The organism is Microcoleus sp. CAWBG640, from assembly GCF_020883015.1.
Taxonomy (GTDB): domain Bacteria; phylum Cyanobacteriota; class Cyanobacteriia; order Cyanobacteriales; family Microcoleaceae; genus Microcoleus; species Microcoleus anatoxicus.
On record NZ_JAHRFC010000003.1, the window covers coordinates 61,068 to 86,934 of the forward strand.

The window sequence follows — 25,867 nt, forward strand, 5'->3', positions numbered from 1 at the left end:
ATTTTATGAAAATTGTGGATTTGCCCATAAAATTTTTTCTCCTTAATTACCGTCGGTGGTTGGCACTGGTAAGGATACACTAAATGTCGTTTTACCAGGTACACTTTCTACTTGCAGTTTACCTTCATGTTTGTCAATAATTTTCAGAACTATATCCAATCCCAAGCCACTACCTTCTCCAGGTGGTTTAGTGGTGAAGAAAGGCTCGAAAATTCGGGGCATGATTTCTGGGGGAATGCCTTTACCACTGTCGGTAATGCTAACTGAGACTGCATTTTTTCGGTACTTGACATCAATTTTTAACACTCCTTTATTATCCATCGCTTGTAAAGCATTGTGAACTAAATTTGTCCAGACTTGATTTAGTTCATCAGGATAGCATAACACAGAAGGTAAATTAGTATCATAGTTTCTAATTACTTCTACTCCGTGTTTGATTTGATAATGGTAAAGGGTCAATACAGTTTCTATACCGTCGGTGATCTTAGCGATGACCTTGGTCCCCGATTGGTCATAGCGAGCGTAGCTTTTTAAAGCAAAGACTATTTTCGCCGCCCTATCTATCGCTGTCGCGATATTTTTAGTGCTTTTTTGTACTGTAGCAAATTGATAAGCTGTTTGTAAAATTTGGTGGTTATCAGGAGCTTTAAATAAATCTAAAAAAGGTGCTATGTCACTGCCAATGCCGATATCCAATAAAGTACAGGCAAGGCTGTCAGCGCTTTCAATTCCTTCGGTTTCTAACTGGCGTTGTACTGCTTTTTTTAATTGACGTTTTTCTTTGCTAGATAATGTATCTTGTTCTTGACTGGATCTGTTTAGGAGAGCAAAGAAATCCTCCAGGCGTTCTAGGGACAGTTGCTGGAAAAATTTTGGTAACTGAGCCAGATTTTCTGCCCAGAATTCGCCGATATTCTGCACAGATGATCGAATTGCACCCAGAGGAGAATTGATTTCGTGAGCAACTCCGGCTATTAGCTGTCCCAAAGCAGCCATTTTTTCGGATTGAACCAGTTCTTTTTGGGTGCGCTTGAGTTCTTGAAGAGTGTTAGCGAGTTCTTCATTTCTTTTTGATAAAACAGACTCCGCTAGTTTGCGATCGCTAATATTGCGGGCTACCCAAATCACCGCATCTTTGGAAAACATAGAAATACAGGCTGTAAACCACAGTTCGCGATCGCCCACTGTGAAGCTGTAGTCGAAATTAAGTGTTTGCTCCGTCTCTAAAACTTGTTGAATTAACATCCACCAATCATCGGGGTTTTCGTCATCAAAAAAATGTTCTATGGTGAGGCTGACAATATCGCTATCTGCTTCGGCAAACCCCGCCGTATTTGTCGGCAAAACTTCTATATTCCCTTGGCTATCGAGGACGAGTACGATGTCTGTCATCGCTTCAAACACGGCGCGGACTTTATTTTCAGAAAAGTGCAATTTTGCTTCGAGCAATTGGCGATCGTTAATTTCTTGCTGCAATTTTTCGTTGCTCAATGCTAGCTCAGCGGTGCGTTCCAGGACTCGTTGTTCGAGTTCGGCATTGAGACGTCGCACTTCGGCTTCTGCGGCGGCACGCTCTTGTATTTCGGATTTCAATTGATTGTTGGCACTGATTAATTCTAAAGTTCGCTGCTTAATTTGTGCTTCTAAATTTTCATTTAAAAGCCGTAAATCTTCTGCTATTTCTAGGCTTGGGCTCGTTTCTTTTTGCAATTGTTCGTTCACTGCGATCGACTCCTGGTTTTTTTCGGCAACTATGGGCTGCAAAACCTTGACTTTCCCTTGCATTTTTGGTGGATCTAAGGTTGGCTGCAAGGTACTTTGCATCACAAGCCTGGTTAAATATATAGCCACATCTAAAAGAGGTATTTTGCTAGCAATTGTTTTTACAATATCGTTTTTTCTAAACATAGCCAGCAATTGTGGCTGTTGAGCGATTAAAATACAACTGTCTGGGGTCTGAATCATCCTGACCGCCCTATTCAAGAGTGTGTCACGACCCTGCGCTTGCTGTGGGGGGTCGATCGCCTCTTTTGGCAAGTTATGGGTATCAAAAACTAAGGTTGACATGGGCAAACCTGGGTAGAGATGCAGGCGGAAGCGAAAATTAATACAAACTTATTAGTAGATGTTAGCTTTATAATCTGCTGCATAGCGCTCTTGGTAAGACCAAAACAGTATGGGCTCCCGTGTCTACTAATGTGGTGGCTGTTGTCCTTGAATTGGGAAGCCCACACTAACAGCCCTACGCGATGAGTGTTGGGTAGTTCACGAGTCTATCTAATGTTAACCCTGCCTCTGTATGTCAGTACAGAGGCAGGGTTATCAATTGACTATTGAGAATTATTTAGTTGTAGCTTAGCGCACGGTGCTTCGGGATTCCGCTTCAGGTAAGCGCCACCCACCCAGTCGAGTTATTTTAGCGCTGCGTTCGGCCAAGATTAGCAGCAAATAAATAGTCATTACATAGCCCGTGGCCAGAATGGGAATAATTAGAGGAATATCACGGTAAATCATAATTAGAGCCACCAGTCGAGGAGGAGAAGGTCAAACAGGGGGAGGACGGGTTCAACACCTACTACATTAAGTCAGCACACAAAACAACGCCTTGACTCTAAAGGCTGCTTTTTGATATAAAGCGATCGGGAAAAATAAACTTTTCCCTGTCCACTATCATTTACTGCTTTATTTATGCTTTAACAGCCTAAAGTGTTGCACTCTAGCTGCCTTGAGCTACCGCACACATACAATCCACTACCATTAACTCGTGTTTTTTTTGCTCCCATGAGCATAAAATACTTACCAGAGTTTTTGGTCGGGATCGGGTTAACAAGGCTGGCTCTAACAACCTCTTGCAGATACTCTAAAGCTGCCTGCTGATTTAGCTGGGCTTAATGTATGGAATTGTTTAAATCCTTAATATCTAGTATAGCACAGGTTTTATAGCATTTAAAGATTTTTTCCCAAAGTCCTTAACAATTCGATACAATAGGGTCACGTCTCTGGTAGCCTGCTGCTGCTCACCCTCAAGCCCATAACTTCTGGCTGATGACAGAGGATCGATCGCTATCGATCGCAGAGATTTTTGTTCCCGATCGCAGAGAATTACCTTAAAATAAAGATATGATATGTAAAATTTTGTTACTTTACGGCTTGAGTCGGCGTATCCATGATCTCTAGCACTCTCCTATTTTCCTCGGTTGAAGAAGACCTGCGACTGTTGACAGAAAACTTGAAACAGTTAGTGGGTGCCCGTCATCCCATTTTGTACGCGGCTGCGGAATACTTATTCGGCACAAAGGGAAAACGGGTGAGACCCGCAATAGTCTTGTTGGTCGCCAAGGCGACGATGCCCGATCAGGAAATCACGGAAAAACACCGTCGCCTCGCCGAAATCACGGAAATGATCCACACGGCAAGTCTAGTCCACGACGACGTGGTGGACGAGTCGGATCTGAGGCGGGGAGTGCCGACGGTTCACAGTCGGTTTAACAATCGAGTGGCAGTATTGGCGGGAGATTTTCTGTTTGCTCAATCCTCCTGGCATTTGGCAAATCTCGACAACCTGACAGTAGTCAAACTGCTTTCAGAAGTGATTATGGATTTAGCAGAGGGAGAAATTCAACAGGGACTAAATGGGTTTGATACCAGTTTGTCGATCGAAGCGTACCTAGAAAAAAGTTATTACAAAACAGCCTCTTTAATTGCCAACAGCTCCAAAGCAGCGGGCTGTTTGAGCGAGGTTTCAGCGGAAGTAGCAGACGATTTGTACAACTACGGTCGCAACATTGGTTTGGCATTCCAAATAGTAGATGATATATTAGATTTCACCGCTTCAACAGAAACTTTGGGGAAACCCGCCGGTTCCGATTTGATCAGCGGTAATCTGACAGCACCAGCACTATTTGCCCTGGAAGAAAAGCCTTACTTGGAAGTTCTCATAGAACGAGAGTTTGCCCAAGAAGGAGATTTAGAGCAGGCCCTAGCACTGGTGGCAGATTCTCAAGGTATAGCAAGATCGCGAGAATTAGCCACAAATCACGCACAGAAAGCGGTCGAATACTTGGCATCAATGCCCCATTCAGAGTCTCGCCAAGCTTTGATTGATTTGGCGGAATACGTTTTGAGCCGACTTTATTAGAAGGAAGAAGTCACCCCCCACCCCCCCCTGCCCCTCCCAAGGGGGGATGGGGGAGGGGGGATGGGGGAAATTCACCAAGAAGGAAGAGGGGAGAGTGGGGGAGCAATGCCCAATGCCCAATGCCCAATTCCCGATGCCCAACTAAGCGATATCCGGGGGGAGATTGCTAGAATTTGACAGTAAAGTCGATCGATACTGTTGCAAGTAAACATTAATTAAGTTCTGCACTTGGTCGCGACTGACTTCCGTGCCGACTTCCAGATTGCCCGGAGTTTCAAAAAAAACAATACTGTCAAGACCTTCGAGAGCTAGCATCTGAAATAAAATGTGAGTAACAGGTATGGACACAGGCAAGATACGATCGCCCGCAGCAGCCGGAGCCTGGGAAGCATCTTTCAAATTACTCCAAGCATAAATCACCCGCTTCTCTTGCCCAGGTTGCTTGAGATTGCTCAAAACCGCGATCGCCCAACTTTGATCGAAGTTTTGCAAAATAAAGTATTCCAGATGCTCAAGCTGTTGGGCAAGTAATCGCAGCGCCGGGGAGATCGCCTCTAGAATTTGTGGTGTCGAACCGTCAGGGGGAGCTTTATCGATGAGTGCTCGAATCTGTAGATCTAAATCCATCGGTCGCTATAATTTGAGATTGGATATTCAGAATTTCAGGTTAGCAGGTGCGCGTCCAAGTATTGTAAAACTATGGGATAGCTGGAACCACCTGCAAGCATCTCGCAAATCTAAAGTGTTCTATCTAAAGTCACATGAGTGTGCTAATTTCAAGGTTAGTTGTAAACAATCATGCGGGAAATCTGCCAGAGCGTGGAAACCATCTTTCAACTGCTGTTAGACGAACTTACAAAGTCCACTCGCGCGTCTGAGCAGAATTGCCGGGATGTAGCAGGACGACTCGCAGCAGAAGTCAACAGGATATGCACAGAAAGCCAGCGGATTCAAGCCTCTGGAGACATAGAAGGTTCTGCCCTAGGTCTCGCCCAGCACCGCTTGCAACAATGCCTCCATTATTACAATTTAGGCTCCGGGCCAGGACGAGTAGAATTACACAGTACCCTCAGCGCGATCGTCTATCGCTACATCACTCCACCCCAGGTGCAATCTAGCTACCAGGCGCGGATTGAGCTGATCAAAGATTTCTTGCAAGGATTTTATCTCGAAGCTTTAAAAGCATTCCGGCGCGAAACGCAACTGCCACCCACCTACAGCCCCCGCACTCGCTTAGAATTAGCAGAGTACATGGCATTTGTAGAGCGCTTTGGTAAACGGCGTATTCCTTTGCCTCGGAACCGCAGCCAGCAACTAATTATTTTGCGGGCCCAAACCTTTTCCCAGCAGCAGCCCAAAGAAACCTCCGTAGATATGGAACAAGCCGCAGACGGAGGGGCTACAGATTCTGACCAAACCTGGAACGACTCTTCAGTACACTCAGTACGAGAGGCGATGGCCGGACAAGGTGCTAGTGGAATTCGCCCCAACGGCGAGGAGTCAGAGTCTCTGCGACAAAACGTGATTGACGAATTAGTTGCTTACTTGAAAGAGCGCAACCAACAAGAATGTGCAGATTATTTTGTGCTGAGGTTGCAAGATTTGCCAACCCAGGAAATAGAGGCAATTCTGGGCATCACTCCCCGCCAAAGAGACTATTTGCAGCAGCGCTTCAAATACCATTTGCTTCGGTTTGCGATGTCTCACCGCTGGGAACTGGTTCACCAGTGGCTAGAAGCAGACTTAGATCGAAACTTGGGTTTGCTGCCGGCTGAGTGGCAAGCTTTTTCTGAGCAAATTGGCCCAGAGGGACAGCGTTTGCTAAAGTTGAAGCAACAGGGTCTGTCAGATTCAGCGATCGCACAAACCCTCGGCAGCACGGTAGCCCAGGTACAGAAAAGGTGGTTTAAGTTGCTGGAACTGGCCTGGGAATTGCGTAATCGTTCAGATTCCGGAGAAGGGGCATCTAGTGATGAATAACGAAACGAACAGGGATGCAGAGGCTTTCGAGCGCCATTTTTTAGACTGGATATTGCAAGCGCCTGCGAATGCCTTGAGTGAAGATGAGGAAAAAGTAACTGGGCCGTTTCCCTCTCAAGAGTGGGACGACACAGGAGAGCCTTCCGAAAGGGAATACTGGGAATGGGACGAACCAGACCCACTTGAGTATCAAGTAGGGACCCAAAGCAATGAAACCGCACAACCGCTGACAATGGGAGAAATACCGACCGTGCAAGATCGTTTTCAGACTTTGTTAAAACAGAGGCTAAGAGCCTCGATTGAATCCAACCCGCCGCTGTTTCCTTGGGAAACAGAAATTCAAAGCTACGACCACGACTATCCAGACGATGTAACCCCCCAATGGGTTCCCCCCCTGCACCTCTGGACACCCCAACTCCAAAATATCAGATGGGGACGCCTGCCAATTCCGATCGCCCAAGGGGTATTTGCTCAACTCCTAGAACCCTGTCAGAATCTGGTAATGTCGTCGCTGCGAGAAGGATCGAAATTAGTTCAGGCTGTAGATAGCTTGTTTCCCGACCAATCTCAGGAACTCAACGAATTAGCTGGCTTAGTGCTCAGAGGTGCCGTCCGCGGAGTTGAAGTTTTAGATATAGAGGATTTTCCTAATTACGAAGCCGCAACAGCCGACCAACAAATGCTACTGTCGCTGATGGCCGCGCGGGAAATTCTCGATTCTCTAACTTTGAATTGTCCGGCAAATCAGTCACCAGTGTCACGAGAATGGCTGACTGCATTGGGTTCCCTCACTCTAGAAGCCCAATACCAGTCAAGGATTGACACAGAACATTCGATGACATCTTTGAGAGTTGAGTGTCAATTTCCCGGAGGAGGAAGTTTGGAACTTAAAGGAGAAAATGCACAAGCAAGTGCACAGCGACCAAATTCAGGTAATTTAAGTGTGGAGTTGTTTGACCCGCAACCTGACAAAACCTATGCACTAGAAGTTCGGTTCCAAAACTTCGATGCCAGACCTTTGATGTTTGCGATTCGTCCTACTTTGGCTGTCTAAAATTGCAACTACAAAGGCAAATATTAAATAAATAACTGCGTTTTTGAATAGGATTTTTACCGATCGCAATTTGGTAATCAGCCCCCAAATCAATCGGTATAAACAATCACAAATAAACCAGGGAAAATCGAAGGGGTGCAAATGACAACTGATAACCTGCGAAAGATACCTTTTTTTGGTAAGCTGTGGGAGCAGATTGAGGCAATGCCTCCGCCGGTGACTGAGGATTCTTTACTGCTGCGAATCCTAGTTCAGTTGTTGGTAATAGTGGGAATTGTGGCTACGGATGTTGCTTCGGAAGAGAATCTCAATCTTTGGGCAGTGCCTGTTAGTATTGTGGGGGCAACTTGGAGTTGGTATCGCCGGCGCGATCGCAATGTAGCAGCTAAATTCTGCATCGCCATTGGTATGCTGGTGGCCCTGTTCGCCTTCTTCAGCCGTTTGGTAGGAGAATTGAACGATACAAGGTTAGTTTTGGCCCAACTATTAATTCAAGTTCAAGTGCTGCACAGCTTCGATTTGCCGCGCCGCAAAGATTTAGGCTACTCGATGGTAATCGGGCTGATTTTGTTGGGAGTAGCAGGGACTCTCAGCCAAACCTTGACTTTTGGACCACTGCTGTTACTGTTTTTAGCTTTAGCGCTCCCGACTTTGGTTTTGGATTATCGATCGCGCCTGGGACTCTCCCAGCTAGACAAGACTAAGCAAAATGTAGAAGATCAAGATAAAAAAAACAAAAACTGGTCATTATTTGCAGCCACCTTATCTCCAAAATCTTTTGGTTTATTGTTGCTAATAACTGTGGGATTGGGGCTGACTATATTTGCATTTTTACCACGCCTCCCTGGCTATCAATTACGGACTTTTCCGGTGAGTGCTCCCATTGAATATAAGGGCGAGTTTGACTCCCGCAGTATTCTGAATCCGGGGTATGTCAGAGGGGGAAATCAAAAAGGAAGTGGCACAGGAAGGGGGAGAAACCCAGACAAAGGCCCAGGAGAGGTTGACTCTACTTTTTATTACGGTTTCAATCAGCGCATCAATCAAAATTTGCGGGGGGAAATGACACCTCAAGTGGTGATGCGGGTGCGATCGCAGGCGGCGGGTTTTTGGCGGGTATTAGGCTTTGACAAATACACCGGTCAGGGCTGGGAAATTTCTCGCAACGAAAAAGCTCAAAAGATTAACAGACCAAGGTGGTCCTATCAATTTTATCTGAATCCGTTTCCGAATGCACCCCGGACTCAAGAAGTAATTCAAAGTTATACTATTGTTGCTCAGTTGCCTAATTTGATTCCGGCTTTAAACAAGGCTAAGGAGCTTTATTTTCCGACTACGGATGTGGCGATAGATGCGGAGGGCGGATTGCGATCGCCTGTGGAGTTGGCTGAGGGTTTGACTTATACGGTGATTTCTAATGTGCCTTATCGCGATCGGGATTTGTTGGATAAAACTGGTACTGATTACCCGAAAAATATTCGCAAGTTCTATTTAGATGTGCCTCCGAAAATTGCGGCCAAGGTGCGGGCCAAAACCGAGGAAATATTGCTGGCTAGAACTAGAGTAGCTAAATCAGATAGAGCGATCGACTCTCCCTACGAAAAAGCTTTATATTTAGCTCAATATTTAAAGCAAAATCCGAATTATAAAATTGAAAAAGCCTTGCCTTATTTAGAAGAAAATGAAGATTTAGTCGAGAGTTTTCTGTTTGGTTATCAAAATACCCAGGGCGGCAAAAATATAACAGGTGGATATCCAGACCACTTTTCGACGGTGCTGACAATCATGCTGAGGTCGATCGGAATTCCGGCGCGGATGGTGGGCGGATTTGACACGGGGGAATTCAACCCATTTACGGGTTTATATATTGTCAAAAATACCGATGCTTTCTTGATGACGGAGGTATATTTTCCCAATTACGGCTGGTTTGCTTTTAATCCGATTCCCGGTTATCCTCTGATTCCGGCTTCGGTGGAAGATAACCAGACTTTTAGCGCCCTGGAATCATTTTGGAAGTGGGTAGCGGGTTGGCTACCAACACCTCTGAGAAGTGGGTTAGATTCAGTCATAGGTTTTGTAATTGGCTGGATTAGTTTAATTGTCGGCTGGTTTTTGGCGCAGTTGACGAAGGGCTGGGTGGGGCTGTTTACTGGCTTAATTGCTGCGATCGCCTTTGGCTTCATGGGCTGGTTAATTTGGCAACTGTGGCGTAAGTGGCGTTACCGTCGTTGGCTGGGTAAGTTACCGCCTGTGGAGGGGGTTTATCAGGAAATGTTGAAGGATTTGGCTAGTCGCGGATTTGCCAAAACTCGCGCTCAAACGCCTTTGGAGTATGCTGAGGCGATGCGCCAAAATCAGGGAACTGATGAAGCAGATGTGATTGAGGAGGTTTCTCAGGCTTATGTGCGCTGGAAGTACGGAGGGGAAATGGGTAATTTGAACCAGTTGCGGCAGTTGGTGGAGAATTTGAGGAAATCTCACTTAAAACAACTTAAAAAGCGCTGGTTTTAACTTAAACAGTCCTGGACTCAAAAAACCCGGTTTCTTCCAAAAATCGTCGTTTTTTTCCACAAATATTCACGCAGGGTTTCGAATCCGCGGTTCCTGAGCCACCAGGGGTTTTTGACCCCCAATGCGTCCAGGACTGATATCAAATCCTCTCTTCATTGGAATTATTAAACTCTCTCTTCTCTTCCTTCGCGTCCTTCGCGCCTTCGCGGTTAAATCATTCCGATACAACCGGAATTGATATGATTCAGTTTTTATTACGAAAAAACGGGTTAACCCTATGAGGTTAACCCGCTAGCTTAGAAACGCGCAGATCAATTAGTTTTGAACTACCAGCTTAACGTTGGCGTTTTGCAAACCACGTTGCTTGACTGCTGCCAAGGTTTTGTTCACTGCGTACTTCTGGTTGATCGAGTTGATCAACTCGGTTTGATTGTGCTTTTTGGCAACGCCCCACAAGTCTGCAATCAAGTCGAAAGAACCGTCGCTATTGCGAGACCAACCCAAGTCATATTCGCCTTCGAGAGTTGCTACGATGTCGGAGCGAACACGTTGGCCGTTGTAGCCACGAACATCAGCTTCTGACTTGACTGTGATACCCAAGTCGCGTAGGGAAGCTTTCAGGATTTCGGCATCGGTGATTTTGGTACGCAGAGTGCTAAAGTGAGACATTGGATTTCCTCCTAATAGAACTGAGAGAGAAACAACAACGGTCTGGACTTAACGGTGCCGCTGGGCGGCTCTTGAATCGAACTGCTAGCTGTGGCTAGCCTTTGCTCCTGTTTGGACCAGGAGAAAGCTTTTAGAATTCCATGCGCTGGTATTCAGCGACGGAAGACGCAGCGGGCCGTGCGCGCTGTCTCGCCCAATCTCGGAGGGCGCTGACCTGTTCGGTCATGGTTTTAGACAGTGGCATTGTAGATTTAATGGCCGCGATGATATCTAACTGCGTAAACTCTCTATCTTGAGCGAAGGCTTCGTACATGGCTGCTACTAGCCCTTGCTCAATCTCGGCGCCTGAAAAGCCATCGGAAACGTTGGACAGTTGCTCTAAATCGAAGCGAGAGATGTCCATGCGCCGCTTTGACAGGTGAATTTTGAATATATCTTGGCGTTCTTCTTTCGTTGGCAGGTCAACAAAGAAGAGCTCGTCGAATCGCCCTTTCCTCAAGAATTCCCCCGGTAACCGCTCGATGCGGTTGGCTGTTGCCATGACGAAAACTGGGGAAGTTTTTTCTTGCATCCAAGTGAGGAAGGAACCGAAAATTCGGCTGGATGTGCCTCCGTCTGAGTCTGCCGAACCAGTGCCTCCTGCAAAGGCTTTGTCTAGTTCGTCAATGAAGAGGATGGCTGGAGAGATGGATTCTGCGGTTTTTAGGGCGTTACGGAGGTTAGCTTCCGATCGACCTACCATCGATCCGTCGTAGACTCTACCCATATCGAGACGCAGCAGAGGCAGTCCCCAGAGGCGGGATGTAGTCTTGGCAATCAGCGATTTTCCGCATCCGGGTACACCAAGAATCAGCATTCCTTTGGGTTGGGGCAAACCGTATTCTCTCGCTCTCTCTGTGAAAGCGTTGGAACGCTGCTTGAGCCACCGTTTGAGTTCTTCTAAGCCGCCGATTGCATCCAGGGTTTCGTCTTCTTCGATGAACTCTAGAATGCCGTTGCGCCGAATTAGCTGCTTTTTCTCGGAAAGAACTATGTCTACTTCCTCTTCTGTCAAGCGCCCTTTGCAAACTTGGGCTTTGCGATAAACTTTTTCGGCTTCATCCTTGGTTAACCCCAAGGCTGCTTTCAAGAGTTTTTCTCGCCCTTCTGTGGTAATGCGTCGCGATTTGGTTTGCTCCAACTGGCTAGACAATACTTGGTTTAGTTCCGCCATGTCTGGCAGGGCGAAGTCTAAGACTACCACTTCTTTTTCTAGCTCGATCGGAATTTGCTGCAAAGGAGACATCAGTATAATTGTCTTTTGTGTTCCTTTGAAGTTGGCGATCGCATCACGCAACAACCTAGTTACAGCCGCATCATCTTTAAAAGGATGAAGATCCTTGAAAATATAGATACTGGGGTTGCTGTTAGGTTCTCGCTGCCGGATCACCCATTCCAGAGCTGCCTGTGGCGAGAGCGTGTTTTGCTGGGCGTTTGTCCTAGGTTCACCGTACTTTAGCATACCCTGGGTTACAGTCCAGACAAAGACTTGCCGTTGTGGTTTGCCTTGAGCTATTGTCCAAATTGCTTGCTCACACCGCTCTTCCTCGGATGTCACGAGGTAGATCAGAGGATATTGAGCTTGGATTAGAATACTGATCTCTTCTTGCATATTCCTCGACCCACTAGAGACGGTGCTATCTTGGCTAAATCTCAATGCTGCCATTAGCTGAAAACTGACTATTTCAGTTCTAGCCGCTTGCGGCTAGCAAGGCATTTTTAGCAGGGAACTAATTCTTCCTCTCCCGGTAGGGCTGTGCTGGCGCTGACGCCTGACACCTGCTTGACTGGAAGCTCCTGCTCAGCCAATACGCTTGGCTGACTTGTTAACGATGCCAGTTCTCCATCTCGCATTACTACTGAACCCGTGCATTCTGGACAAGTGTATACCCGATGGGTTTGTCCGTAGGAGGCTTCTACTTCGTCAACCAGTTCGGAGTTTCCTAGGTAAAAGACAATTGCCCTTTCTGCAATTGATGACATCGGTTCAGATTCTACTGCGGCTTTGATTTTGAGCTGGCGATGCAGTTCAGGTGGAAGATACAGTGTAACTTTTTGCTTTTCTTGCATAGGACTGTGAATTGACTTACCCGGGTATGTATATCAGAATAGCCGCTCCTTTCTTGGCTGTCAAGACTCTATACAGTTTTAACGTCATTTTGTAATGTTTCGTTACAATGCTTAGGTTCTCAAACGACAAACTAAGGTGTGTAGCTGATGAGTCTGGGTATCTGGGAGCATCATCAAACCATATATATATATATTGAGTGGGCGATCGCCACAGTGGCACTAACGACTCGGAACCAAAAGTTTCATTGCATCTATCTAAAGGTATCTATATGGCGATTATTGTAACAGAAAACTAGGCTATTTTACTAAACTTCAATCGTCCTTTGGGTTGATGTAATTGACACAGTAAATCGGTTTTAATGAATGGAAACTTAGATTGTAGGAAACAGTTTCAATGCGTAAGTTAAACATAGGTCTATCCGAAGAGCAACGTGCGGGAGTCATCGAACTGTTGAATCACGACCTCTCCGATGCTTATCTGCTGTTAATCAAAACTAAGAAGTACCACTGGGATGTAGTTGGCCCGCAGTTTAGATCGCTCCATCAGTTGTGGGAAGAACACTATCAGGCGTTAACACTCAATATCGATGCTATGGCGGAACGGGTGAGAACTTTAGGTGGCTATCCAATTGGTACTGCTGAGGGTTTTCTGAAGTATGGTTCGATTAAAGAACATATCGGCGATTTGCCTTTAGCTACGGAAATGGTATCGCGTTTAGTTGATGACCACGAGTTGGTAATTCGCAATCTCCGCAAACACATCACACATTGCGCTGAAGAGTTTCATGATGATGGAACTGCCGACTTTTTGACTGGTTTGATGGAACAGCACGAACAAATGGCTTGGATGTTGCGGTCTTTTATTGAAGGGGAATCTATTTCGCCCGATGGTAAGCAGCCAAAAGCTAAAACTCCTACAGCTTCTCACGCTTAATAATTTAGAAGTAGAATCCAGCAGAAATCAGGAATCAGGCAAATATATGTTCCTTTGTTTAAGCTGATTCTATATATGGCATCAAAGACCAGGTTTATTCATAAAATCTGGTTTTTTGATGTGGGTTTATTTGCCTCCTTGATTTACTAAAATATTGAGTCTGATTCTTTCGTATACCTGAGATGGGAGCATTTTATGAATCATGGTTCGGCGGTTGACGGTGGCAATTGTTGTTCCTTCACTGGAGGGCAATTGTTGTTTAAACTCTAACCTAGATTGAGTAAATGGTTTAACTAGAATTTTTCCGATACTTTCCAGAGATAAAATGTAAAAATTGTGACGCAAAAGAGTCATGAATAAATCTTCTTTAAAAGCTCGATATAGCCAAAATAATGTACTCAAATGGTTGCCGTTACGGTTGCTTTTTACTGCTAAATTGTACATATAAAAACTGCTATTTGACCAGCCATAAATCTTGGCAGGAATTTCAGGATGCCGCTTCCGCACATCTGCCATAATTAAAGAGTGAGATTTTGCCATTGCTGCATAGTTACAAGACATACTGCTGGGAATCTGTCGGTAGCCAACTAAAAATTCTGGTACTACTTTAAATTGATAATGTTCGGCGATGCGGAGAAAAAGTTCCAAGTCTTCGCAGCCTTGGGCATTTTCGGCTTTCAATTGGCTATTGTAACCGCCGACTTTCTCGAAACAAATCCGGCGGATCAGACATGAACTCGCATTACCCATAAAATATTTATAAACTAAAGCTGTGTAAACTTCTCCTTCTACGAGAGAGTTGTAAAATCCACCTGTGAGTAAGTCTTGTTCGTTGATATCAAGGGACCACGAATAGACCACTCCTACGGATTGCTCTGATTTCCTTAAGCAGTCTAATTGTTTTTCTAGGTTTTGAGGATACCAAATATCGTCGGCATCGATGGGAGCAATATATTCGCCTCTAGATTTTTCAATGGCGAGGTTGCGCGCGACGGCTACGCCTGCATTTGATTGTTCCAATAGGATAACTCGCTTATCTTTTTTGGCGAAAGATTTGATTATGTCTGCGGTGGTGTCTGTAGACCCATCGTTAACAACTAATATTTCTAGGTTTTGATAAGTTTGAGATGATACAGATAAGAGTGTTTTGGCAATAAAATTTTCAGCGTTGTAAGCAGGTATGATGACTGAAATTAAAGGCAAATCTAAGTCGTTGTGGGAAATGTTCATATATGGTCTAAACTGGTGCTGGTAAAATTGTGGATCGAAAAGGCTGAGCTAATGGTATGTTAAGAAACGACTAATACCAATTTTTTATGAGGCTGCATAGAATCTGATCCCCCCTAACCCCCCTGGTGGGAGGGGGGGACAAGATTCTTCTCAAAGTCCCCCTTCTTAAGGGGGATTTAGGGGGATCGAAATATATTCAACTTCACATTAAATTGGTATAAAGGTCGATCGTACACTGTCAAAAAGCATATCAAGTATATGTGCTTTTTTATACTTGTTGTCGAGTTGGCGATCGCAATTTGGTGTCTGGCAATAAAGTCACACAAGATGAGGGAGCGTGCTTGTTAAGAGCTTTACAGAAATCCTGGTGTTTTTAAAGATTTTGTAAAGCTGTTGCTTTTATACTACCAGTGTGGGCCAGATCCGGCGTAAAATACGGGTATAAATTGGGGAAAAAGCAGCGACAGACCCCAGAAAAAAATGCCGTTGAAGAGAAACAAAGATCGGGTTGTTGAGTAAAAAGTAGAGCTGCCTTTATCCTGTGTAAAGTAGCATCTGTAAAATTAACCGAAGTTTTTGCTAGGAAAATTAAAGAAATTAGGTGATGATTTATACTGCTGAACCAACTGTATCCGTGATTATCCCAGTCCACAACGGGGGTGCTTACTTCCGCACCTGTTTGTCAAAACTGGATCGAGCTGTACCGAGACCGATGGAGATTATTGTAGTAGCAGATGGGGACAGCGATGGTTCCTGGCGTTTGGCAAAGGAATTTGGTGCTAAATTAATCAGAATTCCCGAATCCGGGGGGCCGGCGCGGGCAAGGAATTTGGGAGCTCAGGCTGCGAAGGGAGATATTCTGTTTTTCGTGGATGCTGATGTGGCTGTTTGTCCAGAAGCTATAGGCTACGCGATTTCGGTGTTCAAAAATAACCCTTATTTAGCTGCGGCAATTGGTTCTTACGACGATGCTCCTGGAGATCCAGGTTTTTTGTCGCAGTATAGAAATCTGATGCACCACTACGTCCACCAAACAGGTAATGAAGAAGCTTCGACTTTTTGGGGTGCTTGTGGATTGATCCGCCGGGAAATCTTTTTGCAGATGGGTGGCTTTAATGAAAGTTATCGCCGACCTTCGATCGAAGATATTGAACTAGGCTACCGTTTGAAACAAGCAGGTTACAGAATTAGGTTATGTAAAACATTACAGGTGAAACACTTAAAACGGTGGGAACCTATTTCGTTACTGAGAGCTGATTTTTTCTACCGAGCATTGCCTTGGACTGAGTTGATTTGGCGCGATCGCAAATTGAACAATGACCTCAACTTGCAAGTTTCCAGCCGCGTCAGCATAGTTTTAACTTATGCAATGCTACTGTCATTTTTGGGTACTTGGTGGTCTCTGGGTGCTCTGATATTGGCTAGCTTGCTGGCTGTACCGCTGGTAGTAATTAATGCTCCGCTTTACGCCTTCTTTTGGCGGAAACATGGTATGATATTCGCGATCAAAACAATTCCTTGGCACTGGCTTTACTACTTTTACAGCGGACTAGGCTTTGCGATCGGCACTGCTCGCCATGTGTTGTCCCAAAAAAAGCCCTTGACTGTCAAGGTTAGCTTGCCAGTATCTGCTCAACCGCTCAAGACCAACTGAAGAAGGTAAATGTTTGAATCGAGCGAGAATGTCTCAGGGTATTCACGGGTGCATCTACTAAGTTCACAAGTTATCAAAAAACTGGGTTGAAAACCCCGTACTTTTAGGACGGCTTTAATTGTAAAAATTTGTGGCAATACCAGATATTTTGTGAGTAATAGATTAGTATAAGGGAGGAGGTAAAGCCATGCTAGTTTTTGAGTTTAAAGCCTACGGAAATAAGAGTCAGTTCACAGCAGTAGATGAAGCAATTCGTACAGCTCAATTTGTCCGAAATAGTTGTTTACGCTATTGGACGGAAAACAAAAAAATAGATAAGTACGACTTAAATAAATACTGTGCGGTACTGGCGAGTGAATTTCCGTTTGCTGACGCACTCAATTCTCAAGCAAGACAAGCCAGCGCTGAGAGAGCTTGGTCTGCGATCTCCCGATTCTACGAAAACTGCAAGAAAGGGATTTCTGGTAAAAAAGGGTATCCACAATTCCAGAAAAATTGTCGCTCAGTCGAGTATAAGTCAACTGGATGGAAACTGGCCACCGATCGAAAGTCAATCAAATTTACCGACAAAAAAGGAATTGGAAAACTCAAACTCAAAGGAACACGGGATTTGCATTTTTACTCCTGTAGCCAAATCAAACGAGTAAGATTAGTGAAACGGGCTTCGGGTGTATATGTTCAGTTTTGTATTGATGTTGACCGTTGCAAATGTGGTTGTTTAATGAATAGAGATTTCAATGCAGCTAGAAACATCCTAAGTCGAGGATTAGGTACGGTAGGGCATACCGGAACCTTTGCATTAAATGCAAGTAACGCTTTGGGAGATGAGTCCTCTACTTTTGCTGGAGAAATCCTGCATCAGCAAGTCATGTCATAGATCAAAGAATCCCCGTGCGTTCACGCCGGGGAGTGTCAAAACAGCATTAGATAGTCATATAAAAAACTAGAGGTAGGCAAGTGTGAAACATTATCCTGTTGCGATCGTCGGTGCTGGACCTGCCGGTTTGACTACAGCCTACGAGCTAGTCAAGCAAGGTATCATCCCTGTGGTATTAGAGAAAGATGATAAAGTTGGGGGAATAGCTCGCACTGAAACCTACAAAGGCTATCGTTTCGACATTGGTGGCCACCGCTTTTATACTAAAGTTGCTGCCGTGCAGCAGTTGTGGCAAGAGGTACTGGGAAATGATTTTATTAAAGTGCCTCGATTGTCCAGAATTTATTATAGAGGTCGTTTTTTTGATTATCCGATAAGTGCCTTCAATACTCTATTTAATTTGGGCATATTTGAAAGTATGCTAATTTTGTTGAGCTATCTGAAAGTGAGAATTCAGCCACTTCCTGAAGAAAAAACTTTTGAACAGTGGGTGATCAATCGTTTTGGAGAACGACTATACAAAACATTCTTCAAAACTTACACTGAAAAAGTTTGGGGCATTCCTTGTTCGGAAATTCAAGCTGATTGGGCGGCACAGCGAATTAAAGGATTGTCATTGAAGACAGCAATTGTTAATGCTTTGTTTGGTAGCAATGATACTAAAACATTAATTAAAGAGTTTGATTATCCGGCTTTGGGGCCGGGGATGATGTGGGAAAAGTTCGCGGAAGCTGTGGAAAGTAAAAAGGGCAAAGTTTACCTGGATACTAAAGTCATTAGCTGGCAGCGTGAAGGAAATAAAATTAAAAGTATTACTGCTGAACATAATGGCGAATTAGTGCAATTTTCTGCGGATAATTTTGTGACGAGTATGCCGATATCGGCGCTGGTAGCAAGAATGGAGCCGCCGCCGCCACCGGAGGTTTTGCACGCGGCTCGATCGCTCAAATATCGAGATTTTTTGATTGTATCGCTGATTGTCGATCGCCAGGATTTGTTTCCAGACAACTGGATTTATATTCACTCTCCCGAAGTCAAAGTTGGACGAATTCAAAATTTCAAGAATTGGAGTGCTGCTTTAGTTCCAGACGCTAACAAAAGTTGTTTAGGGATGGAATATTTCTGTAGCGTAGGTGACGAGATTTGGGAAATGTCGGACGCGGAACTTGTGGAATTAGCAAGTCGCGAGTTGGTTGGTTTGGGTTTAGCAAAATCTGCGGATGTTGAGGATGGAGTTGTGATCAGGCAACTCAAAGCTTATCCAGTTTATGATGGCGAATATCGGGGACACTTGCAGGTTCTGGAAGGTTTTTTGAAGGGAATTGAGAATTTGCAGACGATCGGGCGCAATGGTATGCACCGATACAACAATCAAGACCATTCTATGCTAACGGGGATATTGGCGGTGAGAAATATTCTGGGGGAAAAGCACGATTTGTGGGATGTGAATACTGAACGCTCGTACTATGAAGATTTTTCAGTCGATCGATCTAAGGAAAAAAAGGATTCGGATTTGATTTCGCAGTCAAGTTGAGATTTGGCAATGGTGACTGCGGAGGCGATCGCGCATTTTTGGTGTAGGGGCGATCGGCTCAACTATCATTACCCAAACATAATCTAAACTTGTGCTCGCTATCAAACAGCGCATCATATCAATTCCGTTGACATCGGAATTATTATTTCTCTCTTCTCTTTCTCTGTGTCCTCTGTGTTCTCTGTGGTTTAATCATTCCGATACAACCGGAAACGATATCACGATTCAGCAGCCCATGCAGATTGAAGAATTAGGGTTGATTGGTGTGATGTTTAGCTATTTTGAATTGTGGGAGACATGGCTATATTTTGTGCTTGTGTCTGCATGAATTCAATATCCGATCGCGACCAAATGCGTGGCCCGCTGCACTGATGAGCAATTAACAGTCCCCAAAGCCCCTTCGCCGTTAAAATTGGCACTGCTAAATTAGCGCGCACCTTCAGGCTACGCAGAAAATCTCGGTGACATTCGTGAATTGGTTCTAGTTCAATATCTGTAATTGCTCTGACTCTACCCCCTTGGTACAAAGCAGCATATTCGCCGTTAAAACACTCGTCAGGCCCGGTGGAACCTAAAATCGACAGTTCGATCGCACTTAACATCTCGCAGGTAACTTGACCATGCCACTGTCTGTAAAAATAGTAGAGTACGGCGCGATCGCTTTGTAAGACTTCCCGAATTTCGTATAGGGATTTTTCAACTAATACATCGCGCTTGAGACGAACTCTCAAGCTATCAACAATCTTTTGCAGGCGATCGACAGACATGATATCAATGGTTTAGATAGGTACAATTACAGGATAGCGTACCTGAATTTTGCTGCGATCGCGCTCGGCTGTATAGTGATGGGGATTTGGTGATAAATTTTAGTGTAAATTTCGTAAATAACCTTTCCTCAAGCTTGTTTAACTTGAAGAAATACAACTTCTGTAAACTTAATAACTACACCCCTAAGTTAGACTTGGCTATAAATTTTGATGCCATTTTTTATAAAAAAATGATGAAAATTGAGGCGATTTATTGAAAAATTTAAAATAGTGATATTACTTCTGTTATTGCTTTGCTCCAGGTTACTTAGTGATGCTTATTTTACGGTACAAATACTTAAATCCGTCCGGTGGCGATCGCCAGACCATGCCTGGTGAATACCTGGTGTTGAGGTGTCAGACCTCCCACAGAACTCCAGGCAGTTCCCTTCCCTAGGTGAGAGCAATTACGGTATCGTCCAGAAAAAGGTGAGAGAGTTAACCAGTCAAGTACAGTCCTCTAGTATAATCTTTGATAGAGTCAAAAGGAAGATTAAAGTTAAGACAATTGGTAGTGTGGCTTATAATCAAAAAAATCGGAGATTTTGGGTCTAGTGTTACCGCATAAGTTTATGATGCCAAAATCCTGACAATTACCCCGACTACCAGAGCCGTCAGCATCTATTGGCGGCAGCCAAATATCTAAACCTTTACGATGTCGCGGTTTTCTAACCAATATCACTCCTATGCCCCCTGATGTTTATTCCCTCCCTCAATCAGGTAATTAACCGCAATCCCCTCATTGTAACGCCTCAGACACCCATAGAAGAGGCGATCGAACTGATGAGTCGCACAGGGGCTAGTTACGTGCTAGTGCTGGAACAGCACGGGAATTTTCAACGAGAAACTTGGACAGACCCGAAGGCAGCAGCACGGAAAAATTTAGGTTTTTACGATACCGTACCCCGTCCGGTACACTCAGACTTAAATGGGCGGAGTCTCAACAGCTCAAAACCAAGCTATCCGGCTGATGGGCCGGTGCTGGGTATCCTCACAGAACGAGATATTGTACAGCTAAATTCGATCGGGGCTTCTTTAAAAGGATTTGCGATCGAACAAATTATGATCAGAACGGTAACTGTAGCCAGAGAATCGCAAATTACCGACATTTTCGCCTTGGGAAGTCTGCTGGAAAAAAACCAAATAGGCCACTTGCCAATTGTCAACGAAGTTGACGAACTTGTCGGTATCATTAGCACTCAAAGTTTGCTACAAATGTTACAGGATGCTGGGAACTCGAAAAAAAAAGCAGTTAGTAGCGTTTCGTCACCTCAAACGCTATTGACACCCCCTCCGCCAGCGCCAAGTTTGCATCCGAAGTTAGAGTTGCCAGCTAACTCAATTAAACTTTATCAAATCCCTCGCATCGCTGCCTCCCGGATTATTCACGCTCCGGCTAGTGCTTCAGTTCGTTACTTGGCGCAACTGATGTTCAGAAACAATGTTAACTATGTATTGATCACCGAAACCGCTGAACAAAATGCGACGGGGACGACTCAGGATTCAAAATTTACCAACAACAAGCTGATTGGGGTGGTCAGTACCCGCGATATTGTGCTGTTGCAAGCACTGGGAATAGACTCTAACCAAACTAAAGCGGGAACGGTTTGCAGCAGCCCGCCAGCCCTGGTACGGCCTTACCAAACTCTGGAAACAGCCATCGGTCTTTTGCAAAAAACCTACTGCCAACTGCCTTTATTAGTTGTCAACGAAAATAGTCACCCGATCGGTATTGTTAATCCTAAAACCATCCTATTGCAAGCCCTGGATTCAAAATCTCTGCATTCGGGTTTAATCGCTTTGCAGCGCCAGCTAGAATCTACCAGCACCCAATATAAAAAACTATCTGCACAAATAAAAATGGCGGCGGTGCATCGCCAAGAAATTGAACAAATCTCTCAAAAAAGTTCCGACCTAGCAAATCTGGCGCTTCAAATCAACAATCAAGGGATTTGGAATTGGAATATTGAAACTGATGAGTGTTTTTATTCCGATCGCTGGAAAGAAATGCTGGGTTACTCTGAGAGTGAAATCGACCACCGCAGTTCCGAATGGTGGAGCCGAATTCACGCCGAAGATCTGGATTTAGTCAAAGCAGTTGTAGAAGATCACCTAGCAGGAAAAACAGCGGAGTTTGTAACAGAATACCGGATGCAATCCAAAGACGGTAGCATTATTTGGGTGCTCAACCGGGGTCAAGTTTTGCGAAATGCTGAGGGAAAACCACTGCGGATGGTCGGAACTCATACAGATATTACTCAAAAGAAGGAGTTAGAGGTAAAACTCCGCGAAAGCGAGCAGCAGCAATCAGAAATATTTGACTCTCTGAAAGCAACTGTAATTTTTCAGATGGATGTGCGAGGGGTTTGGACATTTCTGAGCCGTGCTTGGACGGACATGACTGGTTATTCAGTGGCCGAAAGTTTACAAACTCATTTTTTAGATTGGATACACATCAATGAGCGACAGCAGTGTGCCAAATTATTCGATTCTTTGGTGGCGCGCAAGTCAGAATTTCATCGGCGCGAAGTGCAATTTTTGAAAAGGTATCCTATCGGTTTTGATGAGTTAGACAATAAAAGTTGTTCCGGCTTTATTTCAGTGGAAATATTTGCCCAGGCGAGACTGAATTCCGAAGGTGAAATTGTTGGAATTTTGGGGACTTTGCATGATGTCAGCCGCCGTGTCGAAGGGGTTGAGGAACTGCGGGAAAGTGAAAGGGCAATTCGAGCGCTCTACGAGGTAATGGTGAGCTCTCAAGGCTCCTTTGATGAGCGCACGGCGAGGCTGCTGGCAATGGGTTGCAGTCAGTTTGGCATGGATATTGGGCTGTTGGGACGGGTTTTGGGCGATCGCTACGAAGTAATGGCGGCTTATTTACCAGAAGATTTTCCCTTCGGATTTGCTAAAGGAGACGGTTTTGCTTTAAGTAGAACTTTTGAACGAGAGGTATTGCGATCGTCAGAACCTATTTCCATCGAATCGGCGGGTACTACTCAGTGGCGACACCACCCGGCTTACACAGTGCGTCGGCTGGAGGCATTTATGGGTACGCGGGTAATGGTAGGCGGCCGAGTTTTTGGCACCTTGAGCTTTACATCCCGCACCCCTAAACCTCCTATAAAACCCCTCAATTTAGAAATCTTAAAGTTGATGGGGAATTACATCGGCTCGGAAATTGCTCGCGAGGAACGAGAGCTAACTTTGCAGCGGCAATACCAGCGGGTTTTGTTGCTCAAACAAATCACTCAAAAAGTGCGATCGACCTTAGATACTCAAGAAATTGTCCAAACAACCGCCACCCAAATCGGTCGCGTATTTGGTGTCAATCGCTGTACAATTCACACCTATCTAGTCGAACCCTATCCCCACCTTCCTTGCGTCGCAGAATACTTAGAACCAGCCTACGAATCAGCTTTAGATTTAGAACTCTCGGTAACTTACAACCCCTATACCGAAAAACTCCTTTCCGAAGATGTAGCCCTAGCATCTCCCGATGTGTTTGCCGATCCTTTGCTCGAATCCTCAGTACCCATGTGTCGCCGCATCGGACTGAAATCTATGTTAGCAGTTCGCACTTCCTATCAAAACAAACCCAACGGAATTATTACTTTGCACCAGTGCGATGCAACTCGTCAATGGAATCCAGACGAAATAGAACTTTTAGAAGATGTTGCCGCTCAAGTCGGCATTACTTTAGCTCAAGCAAAGCTTTTAGAAACAGAAGTTGAGCGACAGCAGCAACTGGCAGAGCAAAATGAAGCTTTAGATCAAGCCCGACAAGCAGCGGAAGTTGCTAACCAAGCCAAGAGCGAATTTTTAGCTACCATGAGTCACGAAATCCGCACTCCCATGAATGCAGTAATTGGCATGACTGGTTTGCTGCTAGATATGGCGCTGACTCCTGAACAGCGGGATTTTGTCGAAACGATTCGCAGTAGTGGCGATGCTTTACTGACTATTATTAACGACATCCTCGATTTTTCCAAAATAGAATCGGGTAAATTAGATTTAGAAAAACATCCTTTTGAATTACAAAACTGTATAGAAGAATCTCTAGAATTGCTAGCACCGAAAGCTTCGGAAAAAGGCTTAGAGTTAGCTTACTTAATTGATTCTTCAGTTCCTAAAAAGATTTTAGGCGATGTCACTAGACTGCGCCAAATATTAGTAAATTTGTTGGGGAATGCCGTTAAATTTACCGAATCAGGAGAAATAGTGGTACGTTGTACCGCTAGAGAAATTCTGCCCAAGGCTGCGGCTACTTCACCGTTAAATGAAAATAATTTAGAACAAGAACAGTTCGTAATTAACCCGGAAGACTTAACAGTTAATAAACAATACGAAATTCAATTTGCTGTGCAAGATACGGGAATAGGCATTCCACCAGACCGGATGGATCGTCTGTTTAAAGCTTTTTCACAAGTCGATGCTTCAACTACTCGACAATACGGGGGTACTGGTTTGGGACTGGCAATCAGTCAGCGCCTTAGCGATATGATGTCTGGTAGAATGTGGGTTTTTAGTCAGGTATCTAGACCAAATAGTCATTTCCAAACATCACTGCCTGAGTTTAGAAAAAGTGTGGTGGGACAAGCGCCTGCGGAATTTGTAGAGCCGTCGATATCGGGAACCGGCTCCATTTTTTATTTTACGCTGATGGCGGAAGCTATCGAAGGTAATTCGGAGGAAAAACAGCCGGATTTTGTCGTAGGAAAGCGTCTGTTAATTGTGGAAAATCATGAAATAAATCGGCAAGTTTTGATTGCCCAGGCTGAGTCTTGGGGCATGATACCCGTGACGGCAACTTCTGCGGCTCAGGCTTTGGAAATAATTAAAGACAATTCCGAGATAGATTTGGCTATTTTGGCAATGAATTTATCAGATATGGATGGTGTTGCCTTGGCTGTGGAAATTCGGAAACTTGAAATGCGCAATTTTTTGGCCGACAGTGAAGGCTTAGATAGGAATGGGATAAATATTCAAAGTAATCAGAAAAATCCACTACCTTTGGTGCTATTTACTTATTTGAGTAAGGCGGAAGTTTGGAAAAAACTTGAAACTACAGAAGTGCATTTTGCTGCTTTTTTAACTAAGCCTCTGAAACAGTCTCAGTTTTATAATGTTTTGGTGCAAGTTTTTGGCTATGTTACTGCCAGAAATAGCCGGGGGGATGTTTCAAGTGTGGCGAGTTTGACTTCAAGATTGCAGTATTTTGAAAATTCCCAGACACAACAGCGCGTGCAGCCAACTCCTTTGGTGTTGAGACAGGGAGCGATTTCCTCCCCGGATGGATCGAAGAGAGATCCGATTCGGATTTTGCTGGCAGAGGACAATGTGGTAAATCAAAAAGTAGCAACACATTTGCTCGATAGGATAGGATATCGGGCTGATATTGCTGGTAATGGGTTGCAGGTTTTGGAGATTCTGAAGCGAAAATCTTACGATGTTGTGCTGATGGATGTGCAGATGCCGGAAATGGATGGATTGGAAGCGACGCGCCATATCTGTCGGGAATTCCCGGCTCACCAAAAGCCGAGAATTATTGCTATGACTGCTAATGCGATGCAGGGCGATCGCGAAAAATGTATGGCAGCGGGTATGGATGATTATATTACTAAACCTGTCCGTCGGGAAGAGTTGGCGATCGCCCTGAGTAAATGTCAACCTCTCAATCGGGATGGATTGACTGCGGTTAATGAGTCCAAAAATGGCAGTGTCCCTCGCAAATTAGAAAGTGGCTATGGGACTGGTTCTCCTATTGTTAAAACCGAAAATGTTTCGCCGATAGATTTTCATATTTTACAAAATCTCAGCGAGCTAGATGATGATGATGACCCCAATTTTTTAGCAGATTTAATTAATATCTATTTAGCAGATGCACCGCGACATTTAGAAGCAATCAAAGAGGCTATTTTTACTGGCGATGCTGACAGTTTGAAGCTGGCTTCTCACACGCTAAAGTCTAGTAGTGCTAATTTGGGGGCGGTGTCTTTTTCGGAAGTTTGCAAGGAGTTGGAGTCGATTAGCCGTGCGGCGGTTGAGTCGGGAGGGAGCCAGACTTTTGATGTTGGAATAGCCCGCGATTGGCTGTTTGAAGCGGAAGTGGAGTGGGAAAAAGTGCGCGTGGCTTTTGAACGGGAGTTGGAGAGGCGGCAATTGCGAGCGCCCCTTGGGTAATTGGTTATTTATTATTGGTTATTGGTTATTTGTTATTTGTTATTTGTTGTGGGTTATTCAGGACTTACACCAAAAATATTCTGTAAGACTATGAGTTGCTCTAAAATCCACATTTTTTACACTACATATAGAGCTTATCCGTAAGTCCTATTATTTGTTGATTATTAGTGTTGTTTTTACCAACAAATAAT

Annotated in this window: 18 protein-coding genes; 9 read left to right on the forward strand and 9 right to left on the reverse strand. The window is 44.6% G+C overall.

Going from position 1 to position 25,867, the window contains the following annotated elements; all coding sequences use genetic code 11:
* Positions 1-42: 42 nt before the first annotated feature.
* Both AAFP11_RS02650 and AAFP11_RS02655 read right to left on the reverse strand, forming a co-directional pair.
* On the reverse strand, positions 43-2,067 hold the full coding sequence (locus AAFP11_RS02650; protein ID WP_341735622.1) for an ATP-binding protein: 2,025 nt from the start codon (positions 2,065-2,067) through the stop codon (positions 43-45).
* 288 nt (positions 2,068-2,355) lie between these two features.
* Positions 2,356-2,514, reverse strand: coding sequence for a hypothetical protein (locus AAFP11_RS02655; protein ID WP_341732012.1), 159 nt, complete (start codon positions 2,512-2,514; stop codon positions 2,356-2,358).
* Between the two features lie 652 nt (positions 2,515-3,166).
* Here AAFP11_RS02655 and sds point away from each other — a divergent pair.
* Positions 3,167-4,138, forward strand: a complete 972-nt coding sequence (gene sds, locus AAFP11_RS02660; RefSeq protein WP_341735623.1) for a solanesyl diphosphate synthase — start codon at positions 3,167-3,169, stop codon at positions 4,136-4,138.
* Between the two features lie 141 nt (positions 4,139-4,279).
* Here the strand turns inward: sds and AAFP11_RS02665 are convergent, their stop codons facing one another.
* A complete protein-coding gene (locus AAFP11_RS02665) occupies positions 4,280-4,765 on the reverse strand; it encodes a hypothetical protein (RefSeq protein WP_341735624.1) in 486 nt (161 codons plus the stop codon).
* A 171-nt stretch (positions 4,766-4,936) separates the two neighbouring features.
* On the opposite strand from AAFP11_RS02665, the gene hetZ reads away from it, so the two are divergent.
* From hetZ to AAFP11_RS02680, 3 genes are all read left to right on the forward strand, one after another.
* Positions 4,937-6,118, forward strand: a complete 1,182-nt coding sequence (gene hetZ, locus AAFP11_RS02670; protein WP_341735625.1) for a heterocyst differentiation protein HetZ — start codon at positions 4,937-4,939, stop codon at positions 6,116-6,118.
* Positions 6,111-7,172, forward strand: a complete 1,062-nt coding sequence (locus AAFP11_RS02675) for a hypothetical protein (protein WP_341735626.1) — start codon at positions 6,111-6,113, stop codon at positions 7,170-7,172. The genes hetZ and AAFP11_RS02675 overlap by 8 nt, the downstream gene beginning before the upstream one ends.
* A gap of 141 nt (positions 7,173-7,313) precedes the next feature.
* The gene (locus AAFP11_RS02680; RefSeq protein ID WP_341735627.1) at positions 7,314-9,683 is read left to right on the forward strand and encodes a DUF3488 and DUF4129 domain-containing transglutaminase family protein; all 2,370 of its coding nucleotides are present in this window, start codon (positions 7,314-7,316) and stop codon (positions 9,681-9,683) included.
* A gap of 315 nt (positions 9,684-9,998) precedes the next feature.
* Here AAFP11_RS02680 and AAFP11_RS02685 read toward each other — a convergent pair whose 3' ends face one another.
* From AAFP11_RS02685 to AAFP11_RS02695, 3 genes are all read right to left on the reverse strand, one after another.
* Positions 9,999-10,352 (reverse strand): DUF1257 domain-containing protein, encoded by a 354-nt coding sequence (locus tag AAFP11_RS02685; RefSeq protein ID WP_341733643.1) that lies wholly within the window; start codon positions 10,350-10,352, stop codon positions 9,999-10,001.
* 130 nt (positions 10,353-10,482) lie between these two features.
* On the reverse strand, positions 10,483-12,003 hold the full coding sequence (locus AAFP11_RS02690) for an AAA family ATPase (RefSeq protein ID WP_341735628.1): 1,521 nt from the start codon (positions 12,001-12,003) through the stop codon (positions 10,483-10,485).
* A gap of 107 nt (positions 12,004-12,110) precedes the next feature.
* On the reverse strand, positions 12,111-12,461 hold the full coding sequence (locus AAFP11_RS02695) for a hypothetical protein (RefSeq protein ID WP_341733642.1): 351 nt from the start codon (positions 12,459-12,461) through the stop codon (positions 12,111-12,113).
* A 394-nt stretch (positions 12,462-12,855) separates the two neighbouring features.
* Here AAFP11_RS02695 and AAFP11_RS02700 point away from each other — a divergent pair, with 394 nt between their 5' ends.
* Entirely contained in the window at positions 12,856-13,395 is a 540-nt protein-coding gene (locus tag AAFP11_RS02700) for a Dps family protein (protein ID WP_341735629.1), read from the forward strand.
* Between the two features lie 126 nt (positions 13,396-13,521).
* Here the strand turns inward: AAFP11_RS02700 and AAFP11_RS02705 are convergent, their stop codons facing one another.
* On the reverse strand, positions 13,522-14,625 hold the full coding sequence (locus tag AAFP11_RS02705; RefSeq protein WP_341735630.1) for a glycosyltransferase family 2 protein: 1,104 nt from the start codon (positions 14,623-14,625) through the stop codon (positions 13,522-13,524).
* Positions 14,626-15,229: 604 nt separating this feature from the next.
* Here AAFP11_RS02705 and AAFP11_RS02710 point away from each other — a divergent pair.
* The 3 genes from AAFP11_RS02710 to AAFP11_RS02720 all read left to right on the forward strand — a co-directional run bounded on the left by AAFP11_RS02710 (position 15,230) and on the right by AAFP11_RS02720 (position 18,690).
* Positions 15,230-16,279, forward strand: a complete 1,050-nt coding sequence (locus AAFP11_RS02710) for a glycosyltransferase family 2 protein (protein WP_341735631.1) — start codon at positions 15,230-15,232, stop codon at positions 16,277-16,279.
* A gap of 187 nt (positions 16,280-16,466) precedes the next feature.
* The gene (locus AAFP11_RS02715; RefSeq protein WP_341735632.1) at positions 16,467-17,156 is read left to right on the forward strand and encodes a hypothetical protein; all 690 of its coding nucleotides are present in this window, start codon (positions 16,467-16,469) and stop codon (positions 17,154-17,156) included.
* Positions 17,157-17,238: 82 nt separating this feature from the next.
* Positions 17,239-18,690, forward strand: coding sequence for an NAD(P)/FAD-dependent oxidoreductase (locus AAFP11_RS02720; protein ID WP_341735633.1), 1,452 nt, complete (start codon positions 17,239-17,241; stop codon positions 18,688-18,690).
* On the opposite strand, the gene AAFP11_RS02725 is transcribed toward AAFP11_RS02720, so the two are convergent.
* Together AAFP11_RS02725 and AAFP11_RS02730 are read right to left on the reverse strand one after the other, a co-directional pair.
* The gene (locus tag AAFP11_RS02725) at positions 18,682-18,807 is read right to left on the reverse strand and encodes a hypothetical protein (RefSeq protein ID WP_341735634.1); all 126 of its coding nucleotides are present in this window, start codon (positions 18,805-18,807) and stop codon (positions 18,682-18,684) included. The genes AAFP11_RS02720 and AAFP11_RS02725 overlap by 9 nt on opposite strands.
* 155 nt (positions 18,808-18,962) lie before the next feature.
* Entirely contained in the window at positions 18,963-19,457 is a 495-nt protein-coding gene (locus AAFP11_RS02730; protein WP_341735635.1) for a GAF domain-containing protein, read from the reverse strand.
* A 735-nt stretch (positions 19,458-20,192) separates the two neighbouring features.
* Between AAFP11_RS02730 and AAFP11_RS02735 the strand changes: the two genes are divergently transcribed.
* Positions 20,193-25,676 (forward strand): response regulator, encoded by a 5,484-nt coding sequence (locus AAFP11_RS02735; RefSeq protein ID WP_341735636.1) that lies wholly within the window; start codon positions 20,193-20,195, stop codon positions 25,674-25,676.
* Positions 25,677-25,867: the final 191 nt, after the last annotated feature.

Excerpts from the sequence above, each read along its gene's own strand:
- AAFP11_RS02665 (WP_341735624.1), bottom strand. The coding sequence starts at position 4,765 with ATGGATTTAGATCTACAGATTCGAGCACTCATCGATAAAGCTCCCCCT.
- AAFP11_RS02690 (WP_341735628.1), bottom strand. The coding sequence starts at position 12,003 with ATGCAAGAAGAGATCAGTATTCTAATCCAAGCTCAATATCCTCTGATC.
- AAFP11_RS02710 (WP_341735631.1), top strand. The coding sequence starts at position 15,230 with ATGATTTATACTGCTGAACCAACTGTATCCGTGATTATCCCAGTCCAC.
- AAFP11_RS02705 (WP_341735630.1), bottom strand. The coding sequence starts at position 14,625 with ATGAACATTTCCCACAACGACTTAGATTTGCCTTTAATTTCAGTCATC.
- AAFP11_RS02680 (WP_341735627.1), top strand. The coding sequence starts at position 7,314 with ATGACAACTGATAACCTGCGAAAGATACCTTTTTTTGGTAAGCTGTGG.
- AAFP11_RS02675 (WP_341735626.1), top strand. The coding sequence starts at position 6,111 with ATGAATAACGAAACGAACAGGGATGCAGAGGCTTTCGAGCGCCATTTT.
- AAFP11_RS02695 (WP_341733642.1), bottom strand. The coding sequence starts at position 12,461 with ATGCAAGAAAAGCAAAAAGTTACACTGTATCTTCCACCTGAACTGCAT.
- AAFP11_RS02650 (WP_341735622.1), bottom strand. The coding sequence starts at position 2,067 with ATGTCAACCTTAGTTTTTGATACCCATAACTTGCCAAAAGAGGCGATC.
- AAFP11_RS02735 (WP_341735636.1), top strand. The coding sequence starts at position 20,193 with ATGTTTATTCCCTCCCTCAATCAGGTAATTAACCGCAATCCCCTCATT.
- AAFP11_RS02725 (WP_341735634.1), bottom strand. The coding sequence starts at position 18,807 with ATGATGCGCTGTTTGATAGCGAGCACAAGTTTAGATTATGTTTGGGTA.
- hetZ (WP_341735625.1), top strand. The coding sequence starts at position 4,937 with ATGCGGGAAATCTGCCAGAGCGTGGAAACCATCTTTCAACTGCTGTTA.
- AAFP11_RS02715 (WP_341735632.1), top strand. The coding sequence starts at position 16,467 with ATGCTAGTTTTTGAGTTTAAAGCCTACGGAAATAAGAGTCAGTTCACA.
- AAFP11_RS02700 (WP_341735629.1), top strand. The coding sequence starts at position 12,856 with ATGCGTAAGTTAAACATAGGTCTATCCGAAGAGCAACGTGCGGGAGTC.
- AAFP11_RS02730 (WP_341735635.1), bottom strand. The coding sequence starts at position 19,457 with ATGTCTGTCGATCGCCTGCAAAAGATTGTTGATAGCTTGAGAGTTCGT.
- AAFP11_RS02655 (WP_341732012.1), bottom strand. The coding sequence starts at position 2,514 with ATGATTTACCGTGATATTCCTCTAATTATTCCCATTCTGGCCACGGGC.
- AAFP11_RS02685 (WP_341733643.1), bottom strand. The coding sequence starts at position 10,352 with ATGTCTCACTTTAGCACTCTGCGTACCAAAATCACCGATGCCGAAATC.
- sds (WP_341735623.1), top strand. The coding sequence starts at position 3,167 with ATGATCTCTAGCACTCTCCTATTTTCCTCGGTTGAAGAAGACCTGCGA.